The organism is Limnospira fusiformis SAG 85.79, assembly GCF_012516315.1.
GTDB lineage: Bacteria > Cyanobacteriota > Cyanobacteriia > Cyanobacteriales > Microcoleaceae > Limnospira > Limnospira fusiformis.
Genome location: NZ_CP051185.1, coordinates 2,459,961 through 2,479,316 on the forward strand (window position 1 = coordinate 2,459,961; position 19,356 = coordinate 2,479,316).

Sequence of the window (19,356 nt, forward strand, 5' to 3'; positions counted from 1 at the left end):
ACATCAATGCTATCGCTACTTTTGGTATAGCATAATAATATAATCTCTGCTTGAATAGTTATCAACTGATAATTAACTATCTGGTTGGGTGGGGCGAGTTGAGTAATGTTGGTGGTGGTGAATTTAATTGACAGTGGAACCCGACCCTACAGGATTCCTTGATTTGAGGTGGTTAATTGTTCAAAAAGGGTAATTTTACACCCAGGGCGGCTTGGGCGGCTTCGATTAATTTCATAAAAAAGGGGTGAGAAATATCAACAGTTTTGGCTGCGGATCGACTAATTCCTAATAACCCGGTTTTTTGTCCAGGTTGAATAGCTAGAACCTCTCCCTTTTGGTTACGAATTCTTAATTCCCAGTTGTCTCCAATAGGAGTAATATTACACTTGTAAGTCCGATCGCAATAATTAAATTCAGCTAGGCGGCGATGTAGAGGAACAAAGGTTTCTGGAAGTCGCACACCCACAATTTCTAACTCGATCGCCGTTTGATTATTCCAGGTATTTTTCCGTAATTTATAAGCAAAATCCAGGGGGGAAGGGAGGGGGAAATAATCAGCCCACCGCCAGGCGATCGCAGATATAGTAGGTAAAACAGCCATGGTGATTTCCGGTGGTAAATCTTGAGATAAAGTTAGTTTAATATGACTTTTGCCGACTATTTTTTGATGGACAATTCGCAGCTTAGGAGTCCAAAAAACTGGCTCACTATTGGCAATCCCACAGGGTTGTATTTTATCAATTTGGTCATATAATTTATAGTTAATATCTCTCAAATTTATGCTCACATCAACATTAATTAAAGGTCGGAGATGTTCTACTTGCAGACATTGATGAGCAAATTCACTCAAGCGCTGTTTAAACTTAGGCAAATTAGCCGCCGGTAAAGAAAAGCCACCAGCCGCTTTATGTCCGCCAAATTTACCGAGGAGATCTTGACAAAATTGCAGTGCTTCAAACACATGAAATTCTGGAATCCCCCGCGCCGAACCCCGCAGATTTTCCTCGTCTTCATAAGTACAAATAAATACCGGAACTCCGTAGCGTTCCACCAGTCGGGAAGCCACAATTCCAATAACTCCATGATGCCATTTTTTTTGACAGGGAACTAAAACCCGTTCTTGTTCAAGGTTAATATTACTATTTTCATACCAAGCAATAGCTTCCTGTTCAATATCCGCACAAAGCTGTTTCCGTAGTAGGTTAGTTTCTTCGCACTCTTTCGCCTGTTCTAACGCGGTTCCCATGTGGTCAGTAGTTAACAGTTCAATCACCACCTGGGGATGTCCAATGCGTCCGATCGCATTAATCCGAGGTCCGAGGCGAAAGCCGATATCTTCTGGTTTCATCGAAGTAGTAGAATTAGTTAAATTAGGCTGTTGGTTAGCCAATCCTGCTATTTGAATTAATGCTTGGACTCCCGCAATTTTAGACTCCGGCAGAATTTTTAACCCCCGTTTAACCCAACGGCGATTCACTCCATTTAAGGGAGCCATATCAGCTATAGTCCCTAGGGTAAATAGTTCCAATAACTGCCAGCGCAAACTCTCCCATTCTCCTCTAAGTTTCGCTAAGGATAGGGCTAATATATAAGCGACACCAACTCCAGCCAAGCCATAATAGGGGGAAGTTTTGGGCAGTAATTTGGGATTGAGAATAGCATCAGCGTTAGGGAGTTGGGGAGGCAGATCATGGTGGTCGGTGATAATCACAGTTAGCCCCAATTCTTTCGCCCTAGCCACCGGAGCGATCGCCGAAATACCATTATCCACAGTGATAATTATGGAGATACCCTGATCGTGAAATTCCTCGACAATGCGATTATTGATACCATAGCCTTCTTGCATCCGACTAGGAATTGCTGATGTAATATCTGCGCCTAATTGAGAAATGGCTCTAATTAATAACGCTGTACTGGTCATCCCATCAGCATCATAGTCCCCACAGATGGCAATTTTTTGTTGATTATCAATGGCATTTTGCAGCAATTGGACAGTTTTGGGTAAGTCGGGGAACTCCTCCATAGGTTCCGGGAGAGTTTGGGATTGGGGGTTAAGGAAGGCTTCGGCTTGTTCTTTGGTTTCGATTCCCCGGTTGATCAGGATTTGGGCAATAATAGGGTGAACCCCGGTGGTTTCAGATAGACTCTGGGCAATTTCGGGGCGTTCTGGGAAAATATACCAGCGCTGTTTTGGTAGTAGTGGTTCTGTGGTGATGGGAGGTTTGTCTTCCACGGTGACTCAAATTGCCAATGTTTTCATCCTTGATCGTAATAATTATATCAGGGGTTCGCTATTGAGGAAGTATCAGTTAATGGCATAACTATCTTTACCACGACCAACAGCAAATCGGAAAGATTCGCGCAGGTTGCGACTAGACTGGGTGATAAATAATAGTAGGGCGACGGCGGCTAAACCTGTGTTGATGGTGAATAGGTTACGATATCCTACCACATCGGCGATGGAACCGAAAATCGGTCCGGCGAGGGCTAATCCTAAATCAAATCCCCCTAAACAAATTGAGAAAAATTGGCCTCTTTCCTGGGGTAAACAGCGATCGGCGATTAGGGTTAACATCATCGGAATGGTAATTCCTGCGGCGGTACCTTCAAATAAACCAGCCAGCAAGACATCAAAATTGTTATTGGCGATCGCTAGGATGAACATCGAAACTAGATAACATATCAGACCTGTGGTGATAAAAATACCCCGACCATAGCGGTCAGAGGCGCGACCCATGGGTAGACGGACGGCAAAACTGGCGATCGCTTTCATGCTATAAAATAGCCCCGGATTGAGATTTAGCCCAGAATCTTGGATATATAGGGGGATAAAAGTTACTAAAGTGCCGAAAATTAGCCCCACCATCAACAGAACTAAGGCTGGGATTTTCAATGCTGGACTTCCCAGACGCTGGAGATAATTAGCTATGGGTGATCCCTTTGTTTGTGACTGGTCGCTGGTTTCTGGGTTTCTTGAGGCTTCTAATACCTGAGAAATTGCCAAAAGTGATAATAGCCCAAAAACAGTACCACTGATAAACAGAGGACCATAACCCATTCCCGCCTGGATAAAACCGCCTAAAGCTGGACCAATAGCCATACCAATGGGGGCTACCAGACTCATATAACCGACTATTTCCCCGCGACGGTTTTCTGGGGCTAAATCTGTGACTAGGGCTGTGTAGCCAATGGTAAAGGCTGCTATGCTGATGCCATGAAAAGCCCTTAATAAAGCCATTAACGGCATCGAATCAGCGAATAAATAGCCAAGGGGTGCTACGGTCGCGACTATTGTCCCGATCAGCAATACTAGCTTTCTGCCTCGTTTATCTGCTAGGGGACCCAGGAAGACGCGGGAGGGTAGCAGTCCTAGGGCAAAAGCCCCCATAACTAAGCCTATTTGTTGCTTAGTCCCCCCCAGATAGGCAATATACAGGGGGAGGGTAGGTAGCAATGTAGTAATGGCAGACCAGAAACATAGACCCGCTATAAACAGCATCAGCAGGCTGCGTCGCTGTCGGGTTTTAATTATAAATAGGATATTCAAGGGAAAACTCCATAAGCAATGGTGATTAGTATAGAGTCTTCACTGGGGGATTGAGGGGGATTAAGGGGATCTGAGACTTTTGATAGAGGCTATCTCAACTCAGGGGTAGCTTAATCATAAATTCGCTTCCTTCCCCCAACACTGAGGTAAAATTTAACTCGCCTCGGTGATTTTGGGTGATAATTTGATAGCTGGTGGGTAATCCCATACCTGTGCCTTGACCAATGGGTTTAGTGGTGAAAAATGGGTTAAAAATTTTGCCTTGAACTTCTGGACTCATACCGATGCCATTATCTTTAATGGCAATGAATATAGCCAGTGAATCTAAAGATGTAGTAATGGTGATTTTACCACTATAGTCAGCGTCTGTTTGATGATTGTGTCGCTCCTCAATAGCCTGTATGGCATTGGCTAATACATTCAAAAATACCTGATTTAACAAGCCAATATAACACTCATAATCTGGCAAATCACCATAATCTTTAATCACTTCTATGGGGGGATTTCCGGCTCTACCATTTAACCGATTTTGTAAAATGACTAGGGTGCTTTCTAAATTTTCATGGAGGTCTACTGCTTTTAATTTGGCTTCGTCTAAGCGCGAGAAGGTTCGCAGGGATTTGACAATATCACGAATGCGCTCGGCTCCGGTTTTCATTGAATTAATGATTTGGGGTAAATCTTCTTTCATAAAATCTAAATCAATCTCTTCGATAAAATCTGCAATATTGGGGGCAGGTTCTGGATAATATTGTTTATATAATTTGATTAGATGTAATAAATCTTCCGTATATTGGGATGTGTGGCTTAAGTTACCATAAATAAAACTAACCGGGTTGTTAATTTCATGGGCAACCCCGGCAACTAATTGACCCAGACTTGACATTTTTTCTGATTGGATTAACTGCATTTGGGTGTCTTGGAGTTCTCGGTAAGCACGTTCAATTTCTTGGCTTTTGGCTTGGGATTCTTGATAAAGTTGGGCTTGTTGAATAGCGATCGCAACTTGATTAGCAATGTTTTTTAAGAGGTCAATTTCATCATCTTGCCAAGGTGCATCTCCCTGGCTACGACCTAATTCAAAAGCCCCAATTTTGCTTTCTGTATGAATGGGTAAGGCTAAATAAAGTGTAATCCCCATTCCCTGACAAAAATCTACTTCTTTTTGGTCTTCTGATGTCCTAATATCCAAACTATAAAATTCTTCCCTAAATATTTTTTCAAATAACCGGGGAAAATCATTCAATTGATAAGGACCAAGCCAACTGGTAAATCCTGGCTTTTTCTGCTCTGTCACTACTTCCCATATACCGGAATCATCATGATGGTTATACCAACCAAAGCTACAAATATCTACTTTGAGTTCCGCAAAAATTGCATTAACTGCATTTTGTAAAATTGTATCTAAGTCGAGGGAATTGCGAATTTCTGTGCTAATATGACTTAACAGTTGAGTGCGGGTGAGTAGAGAACGTAAGGCTTCTTCTGTTTGGCGATCGGTTATATCTATGACAATGCCAAACATCCGCACCAGTTGACCATCTCTAAACTCTAATTCAATGCGACTATTAATATAGCGAATTTCTCCATTAGGACGGATAATACGCGCATCAAAGTTTTGAGGAATACCTTGGTTAGCTTCACCAACTCTCTGTAAAAAGAAGTCACGATCTTCGGGGTGATAAAGTTGGAGATTTTGCTCAAAATTTGGCTCTCCTTGGTCGGGGTCTAAGCCAAAAATGTGAAAAACTTCTTCCGACCAACTAATTTTTTGGGTGGTAATATCAAAAGACCAGTAACCTAAATGGGCAACTTCTTGGGCTTTTTTTAATTGTTTACTAAGTTCGGAAAGGGTGATTTCATTGGCTTTGCGTTCGGTAATTACTTCTGTATACATCAGTAAGCCACCAATGTTACCATTCCCATCAATCCAAGGACGAATTTCCCAACATACCCAGTCTGAACCTCCATCATCACGCATCCATAAATCGGCTTCTGATTTCTCGGTTACTCCTGTTAAACAACGGCTATGAATATCTTTCCAACGTTGGGGAATATCGGGGAAAATTTCATAGTGCGATCGCCCGATAATTTCTTGATTTTCTAAGCCATATTGTTGATACCAAGCCCGGTTAGCGACTAGGTATCGCATCTGGGTATCAAACATGGCGATCGCAGCGGGAGTCACATCACATAGAGTGCGCCAAATTCCCTCACTCTCACGCAATTTATTTTCAGCTTCTTGGCGATCGGAAATATCATAATTAATGCCAATAAACCTGATGGGTTTTCCTTGTTGATCCCACTCTACCACTTTACCCCTGGCAAAATTCCATCTATAGGAACCATCTTTGCAGCGCAGGCGATGTTCATTTTCATAAATTGGTATTTCACCTCGGATGTGTTTTTGGATTTGTTCATGAACTAACTCTATATCCTCTGGATGTACACGACTTTCCCATGATTCTAGGGAATCCTTAATTTCATCACTTTGGTAGCCTAATATGGTTTTCCAACGACTATCAAAATATACTTGTTGGGTTTGTGGGTTCCATTCCCAAGTGGCAATATTTGCAGATTCTAAAGCTAATTGTAGTCGTTCGCGTTCAGCTTGGTTAGCTATTTCCTGACGGGCGATCGCTCGACTGAGAAGCATTCCGGCTAGGGATGCGATCGCCACTGATAATAGCAGGCTATTGGTAGCAATATAATTCCGCATTTTTTGGGCTTTTGCTAACTCTAATTCTGCCAGTTTTAGCTGTTTTCTAGTACGATTGGTTACCTCAGTTAGCTGGTCGGGTAATTCGATAAAATTAGCAAATTCTGGGCTTTGGATAAGTGCAATTAACTCTTGCTGTGCAGCTTGTATTTGGTCATCGGCAAAATTTAATCCTTCTACTGCTGTAGCAAATCTGTTTAATCTTTCGGCAAAAATCCCCACAGTTTCCTGATATTCAGAAAATAGTAATTGCAGTTCAGGCGTTTTTTTATCTTGATCAAGTTGTTCATATTCTGTTAGCAGATCATCAATTTCATCTAACCTTTGCATAAAGGCATTAACAGATTGCCGAAAACCCTCTGGTTCGGACAGATATGGAGATAGTTGTTTACTAGGTCGGTTGTATAATATCTTAACTTGTAAATGGTTGAGCAGTGCGTATTGGTTAACTACAGCATCCCGGTTGATTATAGCCGGTTTTTCATAGTAATTACCTACCAGTAAACCGATAGTAGTTCCGGTGATAGCAATTCCTAGGGTGGCAATATAGGTAGCCGCGATTTTTTGCTTTAATTTCATGGGAAAATATGTCTGATATAGGAACCTAATATTGGCAATCATTAACCATCTGACACGATTAACAAGGAATAGAAATCACAAATTCTGTACCCTCACCTAAAGTTGAATTTACTTCTAGCATACCTGAGTGTTTATCAACCACAATTTGTCTAGCGATCGCTAATCCTAAACCCGTACCTTTACCCACATTTTTGGTAGTAAATAAATGCTCAAATATTTTAAATTTGACATCATCACTGATACCCACGCCATTATCTTTAATCCGAATCCTGGCATAGTTGCCGTCACCAGATAACTCAGTTTTTACCAAAATATGATTATTAATTTCCCCATAATCTCGCCCTTTATTTGATTCATCTAAAGCATCAATAGCATTACTTAAAATATTCATAAATACCTGATTTAACTGTCCAGCATAACACTTAATATGGGGTAGATTACCGTATTCCTTAATTACTTGAATTTCTGGGCGCATCTGGTTAGCTTTTAGGCGATGCTTCAGAATCATCAATGTACTATCAATGCCATCGTGAATATGGCAAGCAACCGGGCGATCAGTATCGGCGCGGGAGAAAGTTCTTAAACTTACACTTAGATCTTGAATGCGTCCGACTGCCTCCCGCATTGCTCTAATTAATTTGGGCAAATCTTCTCGGATATAATCCAGTTCTATGGATTCTATTTTATCTTGAATCTCATCATCAGTCACAGAATATTTTTCTTGGTATAAATCAATCAAACCCAACAAGTCTTTAATATAATTAATCACCGGGGGAATATTGCACTTAATACAGCCCACGGGATTGTTAATTTCATGGGCAACACCTGCCACTAAATTTCCTAAAGCTGACATTTTTTCATTCTGCACCAGTTGCAGTTGCATAGTTTGCAGTTCCTGTAAAGTTTGCTCCAACTGCTGAGATTTTTCACGCAGTTTATTTTCAGCACGTCTGCGCGCATCAATATCAGTGCAAGTGCCAATCCATTCTTTCACACTACCATCTTTGGCGAAAATAGGGACTCCTTGAACAGCAAAATAACGGTAAATACCATCAGCGCCACGAATGCGGTATTCGGTCTTATATAAACTCTTAGTTTCCACTGCTTTTTGCCAAACTTTAGTAGTGTGAGGGAGATCATCAGGATGCAAGGCATTTAGCCATCCCCTTCCCTTGACTTCTTCTAGGGTTTGTCCAGTATATGCAATCCAATGAACTGTATCTAGGTTTTCTCCTTCAGGACTAGCCAGCCAAATAATTTGAGATGTAGCAGTGGCTAAATAACGATAACGTGCTTCACTTAATTCTAGTTTTTCTACATATTGTTTTAGTTTGTGATTATAAGTCTGTGATTCCTCATAAAGTCGCCCGTTTTCCAGAGAAATGGCAGCTTGAGAACAGAGAAATTTGAGCAACTCAACGCGATCGCTCGTAAAGGCTCCTATAGTTAAATTATTTTCCAAATATAAAATACCCATCAACTGACCTTGGTTGATAATCGGGATACAGATAACACTTTTAGGATGGTTATTTTGGATATAAGTATCAGCATAAAACCTGGGATTTATTCTGGCATCTGCCAGCACTAAATACTTGCCAGTACGGCGAACATTATTAACTACACTAATCGGCAAATCTTGACTAGCTTCTAGGGGAATTGATGGTAATATCTCCGGTGATTTTCCGGGTTCTAATATGGCAACTACATTAAATTTATCATCTTGTTTAAGCACCAATATACACTTATTAGCTCCCGCATTATTAATCACTATTTTTAACAAGTTACTAATCAGCTTGTCTAATTCAATTTCACTAGAAATAGCTTGAGATGCTTGCAGCAAAGTTGTTAAATCCAGGATTTCGGAAATGCTACTAGAAGTATGAGTAGAAGTCATCATACCCCTGGCAATAGTTTCCTTGAATAAATTAGTAGCACGAGGTCGGTGTAAAATCGGGTTCAACAGTTTAGGATAGCGTTTTTCTAAATCCGCCACCTTAGCTTTTGCACCCCATTTAGCATAACCATAATAGGCATCTTGCATATACCCAGCGGCAACTTTAGCTTTACCCCAATTTAGGTAAAATTTAGCCGCTAGTTCATTAGCTAAGGCTTCTTCTTGGATATATTTGTTGTCTTTGGCTCCGGTAATAGCGCGATCGTATAAATCAATAGCCTCTGCTTTTTCTCCAAAGAATCGACATTTTTCAGCCGCTAACAAATCAACTTTATGCTGATGATTATTGGGGGAAGACTCTGCCCATTCCGCTAATTTTTTCTGATGACTTTTAACCATATCCAGACTATAATCTTGGTCAATTTTTGACGTGGAGCATAAAGCTAAATAGGTTAAACCAGCATAGAAATGGAAAACCGGAATATAAATTGTTCCTCCCACTGCCATCAAATATTGATCAGCTTTGGCAATATATTCCCCAGCATGATGATATTCACCAAATAGATAAGCAAGAATCAATTTATAGATATAGACCACAGCCAGAGCAGTTAATTCATTATCATGATGATGCTTAGGAATCATCACTATTTCATTGTAGTCGTTCCCCTTCAATAAATATGGTGAATCGACAATTTCCCGAAAATTATACACCATCTGCTTTTTAATCTTCAGGTAGGTTAGGGGAGAATCTTGTTTGGCTTTCTCTAAAACTACACAGTAATTGTCAATTTCTCCTTCCCAATTATCTAGACGCACTCCCGCGAAGAAATTATCATAAAAGTAGTTAAAAATGTTATAACCAGCATAGAGAATTTGACCAGTTTCTATGGCTGCCATATAACCATTTTTGAGGGTAGGAATAGCGGATCTTAATGGTTCTTGGCGATGCTGAAGAAAAGTACCAAATAGCAGTAATGTCAGAGCTTTTAGTTTTCGGACATTAAACTTATCCAGTAAAATCAAGGCGACTCGCCCAAATTTATAACCTTTTTTAACCTCTCCTAAAAAGGCAGAAAGTACCATACCATAAATTGCATAACCAATGGTTGATGTAGGTGCATTACCAAACCTCAGAGATAAACTAACCATAGTGAACCCCAACAGAGGTAGTATAGTAGGATTTCCTAGAAAAATAGGAGCAAACAAAATCCCTAATAGTTCCATAGCCGCCAAGGTTTCTGGATCTTCCATAACTGGAAAGTTCACTAAATCCTCAATTTTTTTGCCTTCTAGTTGCTGAGAAATAGTTTCTAATGTTTTCGCGGTCAAGGCTTCATCTGGTTGGGACGAAAACTCAACTCCTAGTTCTTTAAGTGCATTTTCGGCTACAGCGATCGCTTCTAACATCCGACTCTGAGCAGTTAGGGCATTTATTTGAATCTCGTAAATTTTGACTTTATCAAGGATATTTTTAGATGATTTTTGCACCAAATTTGATAGGGTTTCCATGGTGTCAAAATCAGCATTTAAGTAGGCAGTTTCTGTCGCAGTAACATACATATTTAAAGCCAGTTGATACTGACTTTCCCAGCAGTCATCCGCCAGCAACTCTAGTCCAGTTTCCACCAAATTTCTCGCCGCCACATAAGCTGTAGAATTTCTGGCTTTTTGTGCTGCTGATAAGTTGAGTTGGGCTAAAGTTTCTCGTTCTTGGGTATCAGTTATTAAACCATGACCTAAATTCAAATGACCCACAATATCAAACAATTTTTCTTCTACTTCTGTCGGTGATAAGTTGTGCTGTAGCAATTGTCCAATTTGCAGATGAGTGGCTTGTTTTTGGTGGTCAGGAATTAAAGAATAACTGGCTTGTTGAATGCGATCGTGCAAAAATCGATAGGTGGGATTAGCTGCACTATTAAAAACCTCTTGATTGTCTGATTCAGTAAAAAATTTATAAATTTTAGTGGTCGGAATAATTAAGCCTTCTTGTAATGCTTTCCATAAAGCTACAGCGGTTACATGGGTTGGCTTCTGACTAACAATTGCTAAAGTATTTAAATCAAAATCTGCCCCAATACAAGCAGCCAACTTTAAAATATCTTGAGTATCTTTAGGCAATTTCTGCAATTGTAATGCCATGAACTCTACCACATCATCAGTTAGGGTTAAAGCCTGCACTTTCGCCATATCACACTGCCATCCCCCTTGACTTGAGCCGGCTGGAAAGGGTGACTTTGGTGGCTCAAATACAATTAAATTTTCATCATGTAAAGCCTTGAGTAACTGGGTAGCAAAAAAAGGATTACCATGGGTTTTTTGGTAAACTAACTTAGCCAAGGATTTAGCCATAGATAGTTTACAATTCAGGGTATCTGCTACTAACTGATTTATATCTAATTCTGGCAGAGGTGACAAGGTAATTGTATTAACTGTGGCTCCGCTTTGGATTATCTCATCAACGGTTAAAATAAACGGATGTACTGGTGAAACTTCATGATCTCGATAGGCTCCTAAGATTAACAAATATCCTTGAGTCTCTTGCATCAATAGTTTTAGTAAATTTAATGATGCTGAATCTGACCATTGCCAATCATCTAAAAATATCACGAGGGGATGTTCTTGGCTGGTGAAAACTTGCAGGAATTTTTGAAACAGTAGATTAAAGCGATTTTGGGCAGCATTACCTGATAATTCTACGGCTGGTGGTTGCGGACCAATAATCTCTTCTAACTCGGGGATAACATCAATCAAAACTTGACCATTCTCTCCCACTGCTTCCAGAATCTCGGTTTTCCAGGTTTGAATTTTAGCATCAGATTCTGATAAAATTTGACCCATTAAATCCCGGAATGCTTGCACGAAGGCAGCCAAAGGTATATGACGATTAAATTGGTCATATTTACCTTTAATAAAATAGCCTCTTTGTCGGACTATGGGTTTATGAACTTCATTGATAACTGCAGTTTTACCAATTCCGGAAAAACCCGCCACTAGCATCATTTCGGTTTGATTCATATTGACTCTATCAAAGGCGGCTAATAGTTGCTGAACTTCGGCTTCTCGACCATAGAGTTTTTCGGGAATCATAAAGCGATCGCTTATGTCTTGTTGTGCGATCGCAAAGCTATCAATATTACCGGTTTCTTGTAATTGATGTAAACACTCCTCTAAATCATATTTAATTCCCAAGGCACTCTGATAGCGATCTTCGGCATTTTTCGCCATCAGTTTACTAACAATTTCTGATATCACTATAGGAATATTCGGGTTAATTTCGTGAATTGGTGGGGGCTGTTTGGCGAGATGACAATGTACCAACTCCATCACATCTGACGATTGAAACGGTAGTTTTCCGGTCAGCAATTCATAGCAGGTAACTCCCAGGGAATAGAAATCGCTTCGATAATCTATCCCTCGATTCATTCGACCTGTTTGTTCTGGAGAAATATAGCATAATGTCCCCTCTAAAATATGAGGATTTTTAACTTCTGGTGCTTCCCGTGGTAGTAAGGATGAAATACTAAAATCAATTAATTTAACTTGTTGATGATCAGGATTAATCAAAAGGTTGGCAGGTTTAATATCTTTGTGAATTACCCTGTTTTGGTGAAGATAATGTAGAGTGTCGGCAATTTGAATGGCAATTTTTAGAAAATCTTCCACATGAAAATAGTGATATTTGGTATGTTTATTTCTGGCTGATTCTAAATATTGGTATAGGGCAACTCCCCCACAATCTTCCATAATTAAAGCATAGCTATTACCATATACTTCTAAACTCAAGGGTTTAACAATATTGGGAAAGTCGAGATTTTTGGCAATAGTATATTGATGGCGAAATTGGACAAGTTCGTTAAAACTAGGGTATTCGTGTCGTAAAATTTTGATAACTACAGGTTGCTGGTCACTGCTACGAATGCCTCGATAAACTAGGGTTCTACTCCCTGTGTATAACTCTTCTGTGATTTTATAACCGGGTAAGTTGGCAATAATATTCATAACCTTAATGCTTCTGTTGTTTCTCGATTTTTATGGTTTTATGAATAGTCAAATAGTTAAAATGGCGATCGATATCTATGCTGCCACAGAAAAAAGGCCTGAAGCCCCCTAACTCCATGGCAACGTACTGACTCCTGCTTAGGTTATCAGCCACGCTTTTTGGGGCCGTAACACTTTAATTATAACCATACCATCTCTTATAGCTGTTGGGTTTGGGCTGGTGGCGTAGATTTACCCAAAACCCATCACAGCCTCAACTCCTAGGCAGGATTTTAGCTTTTAGCCCGCCGCAGAAGAGTAAAGATTTGTTTCCGTACAGGTTGAGGAAGCACAGAAATAGCCAACCCTGTCCAGGCTTTGGGGAGAGATGCTGATTGTCCGGCTACAATTAAGACTCGTCCGGCTTGTGTATCGCCAGTTTCTACCATTCGCAACCCTAATAAAAGTTGAGATTCAGCCAGGCGCGATCGCCTAATTGTTTCCAGCTTTTCTGATGGGAATTGGAAATTTTCTAAATAAGTGATTTGATCGCGTAAATAAGGAATAGCCCGGTTTAACCCTTGTTGTTCAGCATGAACCCGATATTCCATCAACCTTTGGGGAATATAATATCCCTGCTTTCCGGCTAAGGCGAGACGCACTAATAAATCATTATCTTCGCAGTTTTGAATATTCGGGCGCATATACCCCACATCAATTAAGGCTTGGCGACGACAGAGGGTAGCTCCTATTTGAAAACTTTGCTGAATAAATACTACTTCTAGGAGATTTTCAACTATACCTTCTGGGAGTTGGCTGCGTCCCCATTTGACCGAGTTAATATCTGTGGCGGTTTGGTCTCGGTTATTGTTAATATCAATTATCCAGTGGTCAGTCCCTACAAAATCAACGGTAGGGTTTTGCTCTAAAATGGCACTGGTTTTTTCGAGAAATTCTGGAGTCAGGCGATCGTCATCATCAAATTTAATAAAATATTCCCCCGTAGCCGCATCAAAACCCGATCGCATATTATTACTTTTGCCAATATTTTTTTGATGGCGAATATAGCGCAATCGCGGGTCTTCATAGCGAGACATAATCTCCACGGTTCCATCAGTCGAACCGTCATCACAGACAATTAACTCGAAATCTTGTTCGGTTTGTTCCAGAACACTGGCGATGGCGATCGGTAACAGGTTAACCCGGTTATAAGTAGGAATACAAACAGTAATTTTAGCCACAGAATCAGCTTAACTTTCACTCGACATGATCAAGTTTAATATGTCCTCGTCTTTTCTACTAGGGATTGATTAGTTCAATATCATAAAGACCAAATTCTTCTCGAATCTTCGGGGTTAATTTTCGGTAATCGAATAGACTAGCTTTCAGGTTTAGCAGTCTAACTTTCAGAGACATATTTTTCCGTTTTTCAATATTAACGAAATCTTCCGAAGATAGATTTTCACTATTTCCTAAAATATAAATAGACCCCACAAAAGGAAGTCGCTCAAGGTGGGATCCTTTCGACTCTACACCCCTCGTAAAATAATTATGACAATAGTAGAAATGATGAATATCTTTAGGAATTTGACTAGGGGATGTGATCGACTCAGGAATTCTTGCTAAAGTTTCCTCTGAGGCATCATATAAATCACTTCTAATAATATGAGTTGTGCCACAATAAAGATGGAACCCTTTACGCATGACTTTCATAACATTGCTATTATGATTATAGACATACCCTTTTTTGAAGAAGTAGCCATCAACCGATTTATTTTGGGCTACCAAATCAGCTAAACATCGGCTTACACAATCATCACCATCAGCCTGCATAATGTGAGAACATCCCATTTCCTTGGCTAAACGAACTCCGGCGATAACTTTATACATTTTATCCACCCGTTTTTCGACTATTGTTGTCGGTACAGGCAAACTTAAATCCACCGTCAGGTAGTGTAAATTCGGATGTTCAAACTTAATATTAGGTTTTTCTTGACAGACTACAATCATCCGAAAATCAGGATGAGTCTGATTGCACATTGACCTAGCAGTTCTTTCCAGTAGGAGAGAAAGATTATCCCAAGATTTAGATATCTTACGACTTTTAATCGGTACGACAAAACCCAACATAAATGATTAACCTGTTTGAGATTTTCAACAATCAAAAAATTACCACCCTTTAGCAGTTAACTAAGTGATGATACGTTTGCTTGTTTTGTAGGTATCTAGTTTCAGAAACATATCATCTACCGGTTTCATCGCTAAAGTATCAGCATCATAAAATAAAAACTTATCAAAGTATCCTTGAAAAGCCGCCATTTTTCTCTGAAAACGCATTCTTGATTCAATGAGGCGAGCATTACTTTTCTGAAATGCTAGGGGATGGTTCATCCACACTTCTTTAGCAAAATCTTCCCATCGCTGGATCTCTTGCTGATCTTCATAAATGCTAACATTGGGGCGATCGCCAATTTCCTTTTTTACCTGCTCCATACGGTCATCATAGGGAATAATACAAATAGGTATATCTGGACTCACATTAACCTCTACGCTATTTAAAAAAGCTACCAGTTGATCGAAAACCACATCATTTGCTAAAGTGTATATACCACAAGATGCCATGGGGTCAACTCCTTAATCAGATCTAATTTGAATTAACAATTACCCAGTTAATTACTGAGACTTTCCCATCAACTTAAATGCCGATGAAAATTTTAATGATTTCTTCCACATTCCCCTATCCTCCTACCAAAGGTGGAACCCAAGTCCGTACCTTTAACCTACTCAAATTTTTGAGCCAGACACACCCTATTACTCTTGTAACACAACGCACCTCTGATGTCACTGATGATGACATTGAAGAACTCAGTCAGTGCGTAGATCGGCTCCAGGTGTTTCCCAGAAGTGAACCCGCAGAAGCAAACTGGGGCATTTTCGGCAAAATCTCTCGATTTGGCCAATTCCTACTCAGTGGCACTCCTCCCAATGTTAGAGCAACCTACTCGGTGGATATGCAGGAGTGGATTGATCAAGTAGTTGAAGACGAAGGCTATGATGTCATCACCTGCGAACATAGCATTAATGAGAGTTATGTGCGCCCCGAATGGAAAGACCGCTTAAAAACAGTCGTTAATGTCCACAGTTCAGTTTATGCAACCTGTCGGCAGCAGCTAGAGACTCAAACGGCAGAGAAACCCCTACGCGATCGCCTTAACCTTCCCCTACTTTATCGTTATGAGCAACAATATTGTACCAAATTTTCCTCCATTGTTGCCACCACTCCCGAAGACGGGGAACAGATGCAACACTTTAACCCCATAGCGAAGGTGGAAATTATCCCAAATGGCGTAAACTTTGAGCAGTTTCCCTATCGAACTTTCGACCCAGGTGGACATCAACTCATCTTTGTCGGAGCCATGGACAACATAGCCAACATTGACGCGGCTAGATTTCTCGCCCTAGAGATATTACCCCAGATCCAAAAACGCGCTTCAGATACCACCATTACTATCGTAGGAGCCAGACCCGTACCAGAAGTGTTAGAACTAGCCTATTGTCCAGGGGTAAACGTAACGGGTCGTGTACCTTCAATGGCAGAATATTTACATAAAGCCACAGTCTGTGTAATCCCAATGCGAACCGGGTTCGGCATCAAAAATAAAACCCTAGAGACTATGGCTGCCGGAGTTCCCTTGGTAGCGAGCGATCGCGGTTTAGAAGGTTTAGCCGTCGATGGTGAAGGAGTCGAACTGCGGGCTTTACGAGCTAACACAGTTGAGGAATATGTCCAACAGATAGCCAGGCTGTTTGAAAACCCAGATCTCAGACAAGAACTTTCTCAAAAAGCGCGATCGCTCATCGAAACTGAATATACTTGGGAACGAGCAGGTCAGCGCTATGAACAAGTCCTCATCGGTTGAAGGTCATCACCATAAAGTTAGGGGAGTCAGTTGCCAAATATGAACAATAGACAAGTCCGATTTAATCGACCCATAGACAAGAAATCCAGGGGGACTAATCAGAAACGCCAAGCTGTTTCACCCAGCCGCCAGAAACAACCATTATCACAGCAGCCCCCTTCCCGCCCCTTAGCCCAAAAGCCCAACGTGGCGGGTCAGGGCGGGGGCAATATCGGCCACCATAAACACAAGCCAACTGTCAGAACTCGCCAGTCCCCAAGCCCCCTATCAGTAGCACTAAAAAAGTGGTTAGCCGATAGTCTAGCCTTTAGCCTACTATTTGGTGGTTCAGCCCTATTCAGCGTCAGCGCTTGGTTTAGTTACCAACTGATTCTCAATCCTGACGTAGGAATTTGGCTTAATCAATTTCTACCCGCGAGTACCCAAATTCCCCTAAAACCCAACGATTATCTTTATAGCCTGGAGCAAATCCGAGAAGAACTCAAAGCCCAAGGTCGTTTTTTTGCTGAACCCCTACCCCTTCCTAATCGAGAAGTTTTAGGGGATATGAGCAATAGTGTCAGTACAGCTAGGCTAGAGGAAAGGTTATTCGCCCAAAATCCCTACCTCAAACCCTGGCGCTCATTCCTACTCCCCCATGAATCCCTCGTTCAAACACCCGTAGATCTGTTAATTCCAGTAATGCAGACCCGCGAATCTAGTACAACCATCCCCTGTCCCACTGGTTGTAAAGAAATTGTGGAACTGCGAGTTTATAAATCAGTACAAACTCCCTATCAAGCGGTGGGGACTCCTGAGTGGTAGGGGTCGAAAGGAAAGTCACCTTTCCCAACTCCCATTCAAAACCGTGCTTGAAAGTTTCCCTTCACACGGCTCCTGATGTGGATACCCTCTTTGTCAAAGGAACAAGGTTACTACCCCCTGCTTTATGACTTCAACTTTGGGAGCTATATGCTTGCGTTAGTCTTTAAACTCGCTTTCGCCATTAAACTCTTACTTATCGCAGTCTCTATATCCATATCGTGACTAGTGGGCATATCCCAACCATTACAGTTAGGCATTGGCTTTCAGTCACATCCCTTCCCCTTATGGGCTTGCGCTTACACTTTTCACTACTCTACGAGATGTACTCGCAGAGAGCCCAACAGGGGTTTCAACGTTCCGTATATATGGGCATTCCATCTTTAGATTTGTCCTATCCACCGGGGTACATTTTAAAGGTCTGTGTAGGTGATGACATAATTACCCTACTTTTCCCCTTGTCCTTTTGGACGCAGCGTATCAGCCTATTTCGCTGCTAACTAGTTACGGTGGTTCAAGCCAGACATTCGGTTTCCCTAATCATGGATGGTTGGCAGTGGTCGCCTCTGGTAGTAGGTTCTACTTCACGCCTTCCGTTCCCCGCTTCAATCCCAGATTTGTGATTTCTGAAACTGGGGGTGGCTACCGCCTTTACTCTTTCCCAAATCACCCCAAGTGGGTTGAAATACTCCTCCTTGTAGTATACTTGGAAGATAAAAGTGTATTCTGTGATTTCTTAAATGGGATTGACCCTGAGTTCCCTGCCTTGCTTAGATTCACAACTCCCTAAGCGTCGGGACATATATACAGTTGAGGGGTTAGACCGATACTGAGTAACCGTGTAAAGGTCTAATTGCCCTCTAGGAGGTTATTTCGGCATTGCAGCCTTATTTGACTCCTAAACGTTTCGCACTATATCGCCTAGTTTATGAACTACCCGTCAACGGACCAGCAGAGTCTTTTGTACTGGCATCTTTGATTGGAACTCGTGCTAATCAGCAGGGCGGTAATAGACCACTACCCCTAACTGATATCACGACGTTTAAAAATAGGGTTCCTGAATCGGGAGTATGGTTTAACTTATATGGAACCCGTCTGGTGGGGGATACCCGAGTTCCCTACGGACATATAATTCATTACAACCCCAAACATTATCACCTCAGTTCGATGTTGGAGTGGAAAAGTGCTGCGGGACAGCATCCTATATGGGAAAACGTCACCGGGGGACCTTACCCAGAATTATTAGTTGAACAAACCATGGGACTTGAGCCACAATTCAGCATTTATCAAGTCCGACCCCGCCGCTTTGTTCCTAACCCCATTGAGTTAGTTAGCATCTCCCTAGATCAAGAAGTTGTTGACCACTATGCTTATCGAAGAGCTATTAGACTAGCTCGCAGCGGTTTGTGGTCTCCGGCTTTAAGTCTGATGCAACCCCTCAAGAACAATTCCGGCACCGGTGGCGATTATCCCCAAAAATGGCCAGCATTAGCGGAGGCACAACTGCAATTAATTCAGTTCCATGCCAGCATTACAGATGCTCAGGCTACAGCAGCTTGGGCAAGTCCGACTCAAAAGGTACTCGCGGGACTTATTGATGGTCGTTGGAGTGAAGCCCTAAATGTGGTTCAAAGCGCGAGCCTTAACCAAACCGAACTGTTAAACCTCCTACAGGCTGACGGGGGAAGAATCAAAAACCGCATTCAAGCAGCGCTGCTGGAAAACCCAGAAGAACCAGATTTGCAAGCCTGGGGCGCTCTCATTTTGGTGGCCCAATTCGGGAGAGATGAAGCGATCGCATGGTTAGAAACCCAATCTCAAGCCTCCCCAGACAACAAAACCCGCATTCGCCAATTGTTAGATTAATCCATTGGCTCTGGTGCTCTCTTAGGAGCATGATTTAATCTCAAATTAG

The 19,356-nt window shown here is 41.4% G+C and carries 12 protein-coding genes; 4 read left to right on the forward strand and 8 right to left on the reverse strand.

Going from position 1 to position 19,356, the window contains the following annotated elements:
• Positions 1 to 172: 172 nt before the first annotated feature.
• The 8 genes from recJ to HFV01_RS11725 all read right to left on the reverse strand — a co-directional run bounded on the left by recJ (position 173) and on the right by HFV01_RS11725 (position 15,342).
• Positions 173 to 2,233: a single-stranded-DNA-specific exonuclease RecJ gene (recJ, locus tag HFV01_RS11690; protein ID WP_006625317.1), complete on the reverse strand. Its 2,061-nt coding sequence runs from the start codon at positions 2,231 to 2,233 to the stop codon at positions 173 to 175.
• Positions 2,234 to 2,305: 72 nt separating this feature from the next.
• Positions 2,306 to 3,547 carry an MFS transporter gene (locus HFV01_RS11695; RefSeq protein WP_006625318.1) on the reverse strand — a complete coding sequence of 414 codons (1,242 nt, stop codon included), beginning with the start codon at positions 3,545 to 3,547 and terminating at the stop codon, positions 2,306 to 2,308.
• Positions 3,548 to 3,641: 94 nt separating this feature from the next.
• The gene (locus HFV01_RS11700) at positions 3,642 to 6,845 is read right to left on the reverse strand and encodes a PAS domain S-box protein (protein WP_193521112.1); all 3,204 of its coding nucleotides are present in this window, start codon (positions 6,843 to 6,845) and stop codon (positions 3,642 to 3,644) included.
• A 58-nt stretch (positions 6,846 to 6,903) separates the two neighbouring features.
• Positions 6,904 to 12,741 carry an AAA family ATPase gene (locus HFV01_RS11705; protein ID WP_187758367.1) on the reverse strand — a complete coding sequence of 1,946 codons (5,838 nt, stop codon included), beginning with the start codon at positions 12,739 to 12,741 and terminating at the stop codon, positions 6,904 to 6,906.
• Positions 12,742 to 12,745: 4 nt separating this feature from the next.
• The gene (locus HFV01_RS11710; protein WP_193521113.1) at positions 12,746 to 12,895 is read right to left on the reverse strand and encodes a hypothetical protein; all 150 of its coding nucleotides are present in this window, start codon (positions 12,893 to 12,895) and stop codon (positions 12,746 to 12,748) included.
• A gap of 118 nt (positions 12,896 to 13,013) precedes the next feature.
• Entirely contained in the window at positions 13,014 to 13,961 is a 948-nt protein-coding gene (locus HFV01_RS11715; RefSeq protein WP_006670204.1) for a glycosyltransferase family 2 protein, read from the reverse strand.
• 58 nt (positions 13,962 to 14,019) lie between these two features.
• The gene (locus HFV01_RS30495) at positions 14,020 to 14,850 is read right to left on the reverse strand and encodes a hypothetical protein (RefSeq protein WP_318286243.1); all 831 of its coding nucleotides are present in this window, start codon (positions 14,848 to 14,850) and stop codon (positions 14,020 to 14,022) included.
• A gap of 60 nt (positions 14,851 to 14,910) precedes the next feature.
• A complete protein-coding gene (locus tag HFV01_RS11725) occupies positions 14,911 to 15,342 on the reverse strand; it encodes a nucleotide-diphospho-sugar transferase superfamily (RefSeq protein ID WP_006670206.1) in 432 nt (143 codons plus the stop codon).
• A gap of 83 nt (positions 15,343 to 15,425) precedes the next feature.
• Between HFV01_RS11725 and HFV01_RS11730 the strand changes: the two genes are divergently transcribed.
• The 4 genes from HFV01_RS11730 (at position 15,426) to HFV01_RS11745 (ending at position 19,307) form a co-directional block, all read left to right on the forward strand.
• Positions 15,426 to 16,640: a glycosyltransferase family 4 protein gene (locus HFV01_RS11730; protein ID WP_006670207.1), complete on the forward strand. Its 1,215-nt coding sequence runs from the start codon at positions 15,426 to 15,428 to the stop codon at positions 16,638 to 16,640.
• 39 nt (positions 16,641 to 16,679) lie between these two features.
• Complete coding sequence (locus HFV01_RS11735; RefSeq protein WP_318286244.1) at positions 16,680 to 17,444, forward strand: hypothetical protein; 765 nt, start codon at positions 16,680 to 16,682, stop codon at positions 17,442 to 17,444.
• Between the two features lie 463 nt (positions 17,445 to 17,907).
• Positions 17,908 to 18,231: a hypothetical protein gene (locus HFV01_RS11740; protein ID WP_006625613.1), complete on the forward strand. Its 324-nt coding sequence runs from the start codon at positions 17,908 to 17,910 to the stop codon at positions 18,229 to 18,231.
• Positions 18,232 to 18,320: 89 nt separating this feature from the next.
• Positions 18,321 to 19,307 (forward strand): hypothetical protein, encoded by a 987-nt coding sequence (locus HFV01_RS11745; protein WP_318286245.1) that lies wholly within the window; start codon positions 18,321 to 18,323, stop codon positions 19,305 to 19,307.
• Positions 19,308 to 19,356: the final 49 nt, after the last annotated feature.

Excerpts from the sequence above, each read along its gene's own strand:
- HFV01_RS11730 (WP_006670207.1), top strand. The coding sequence starts at position 15,426 with ATGAAAATTTTAATGATTTCTTCCACATTCCCCTATCCTCCTACCAAA.
- HFV01_RS11725 (WP_006670206.1), bottom strand. The coding sequence starts at position 15,342 with ATGGCATCTTGTGGTATATACACTTTAGCAAATGATGTGGTTTTCGAT.
- HFV01_RS11700 (WP_193521112.1), bottom strand. The coding sequence starts at position 6,845 with ATGAAATTAAAGCAAAAAATCGCGGCTACCTATATTGCCACCCTAGGA.
- HFV01_RS11735 (WP_318286244.1), top strand. The coding sequence starts at position 16,680 with ATGAACAATAGACAAGTCCGATTTAATCGACCCATAGACAAGAAATCC.
- HFV01_RS11705 (WP_187758367.1), bottom strand. The coding sequence starts at position 12,741 with ATGAATATTATTGCCAACTTACCCGGTTATAAAATCACAGAAGAGTTA.
- HFV01_RS30495 (WP_318286243.1), bottom strand. The coding sequence starts at position 14,850 with ATGTTGGGTTTTGTCGTACCGATTAAAAGTCGTAAGATATCTAAATCT.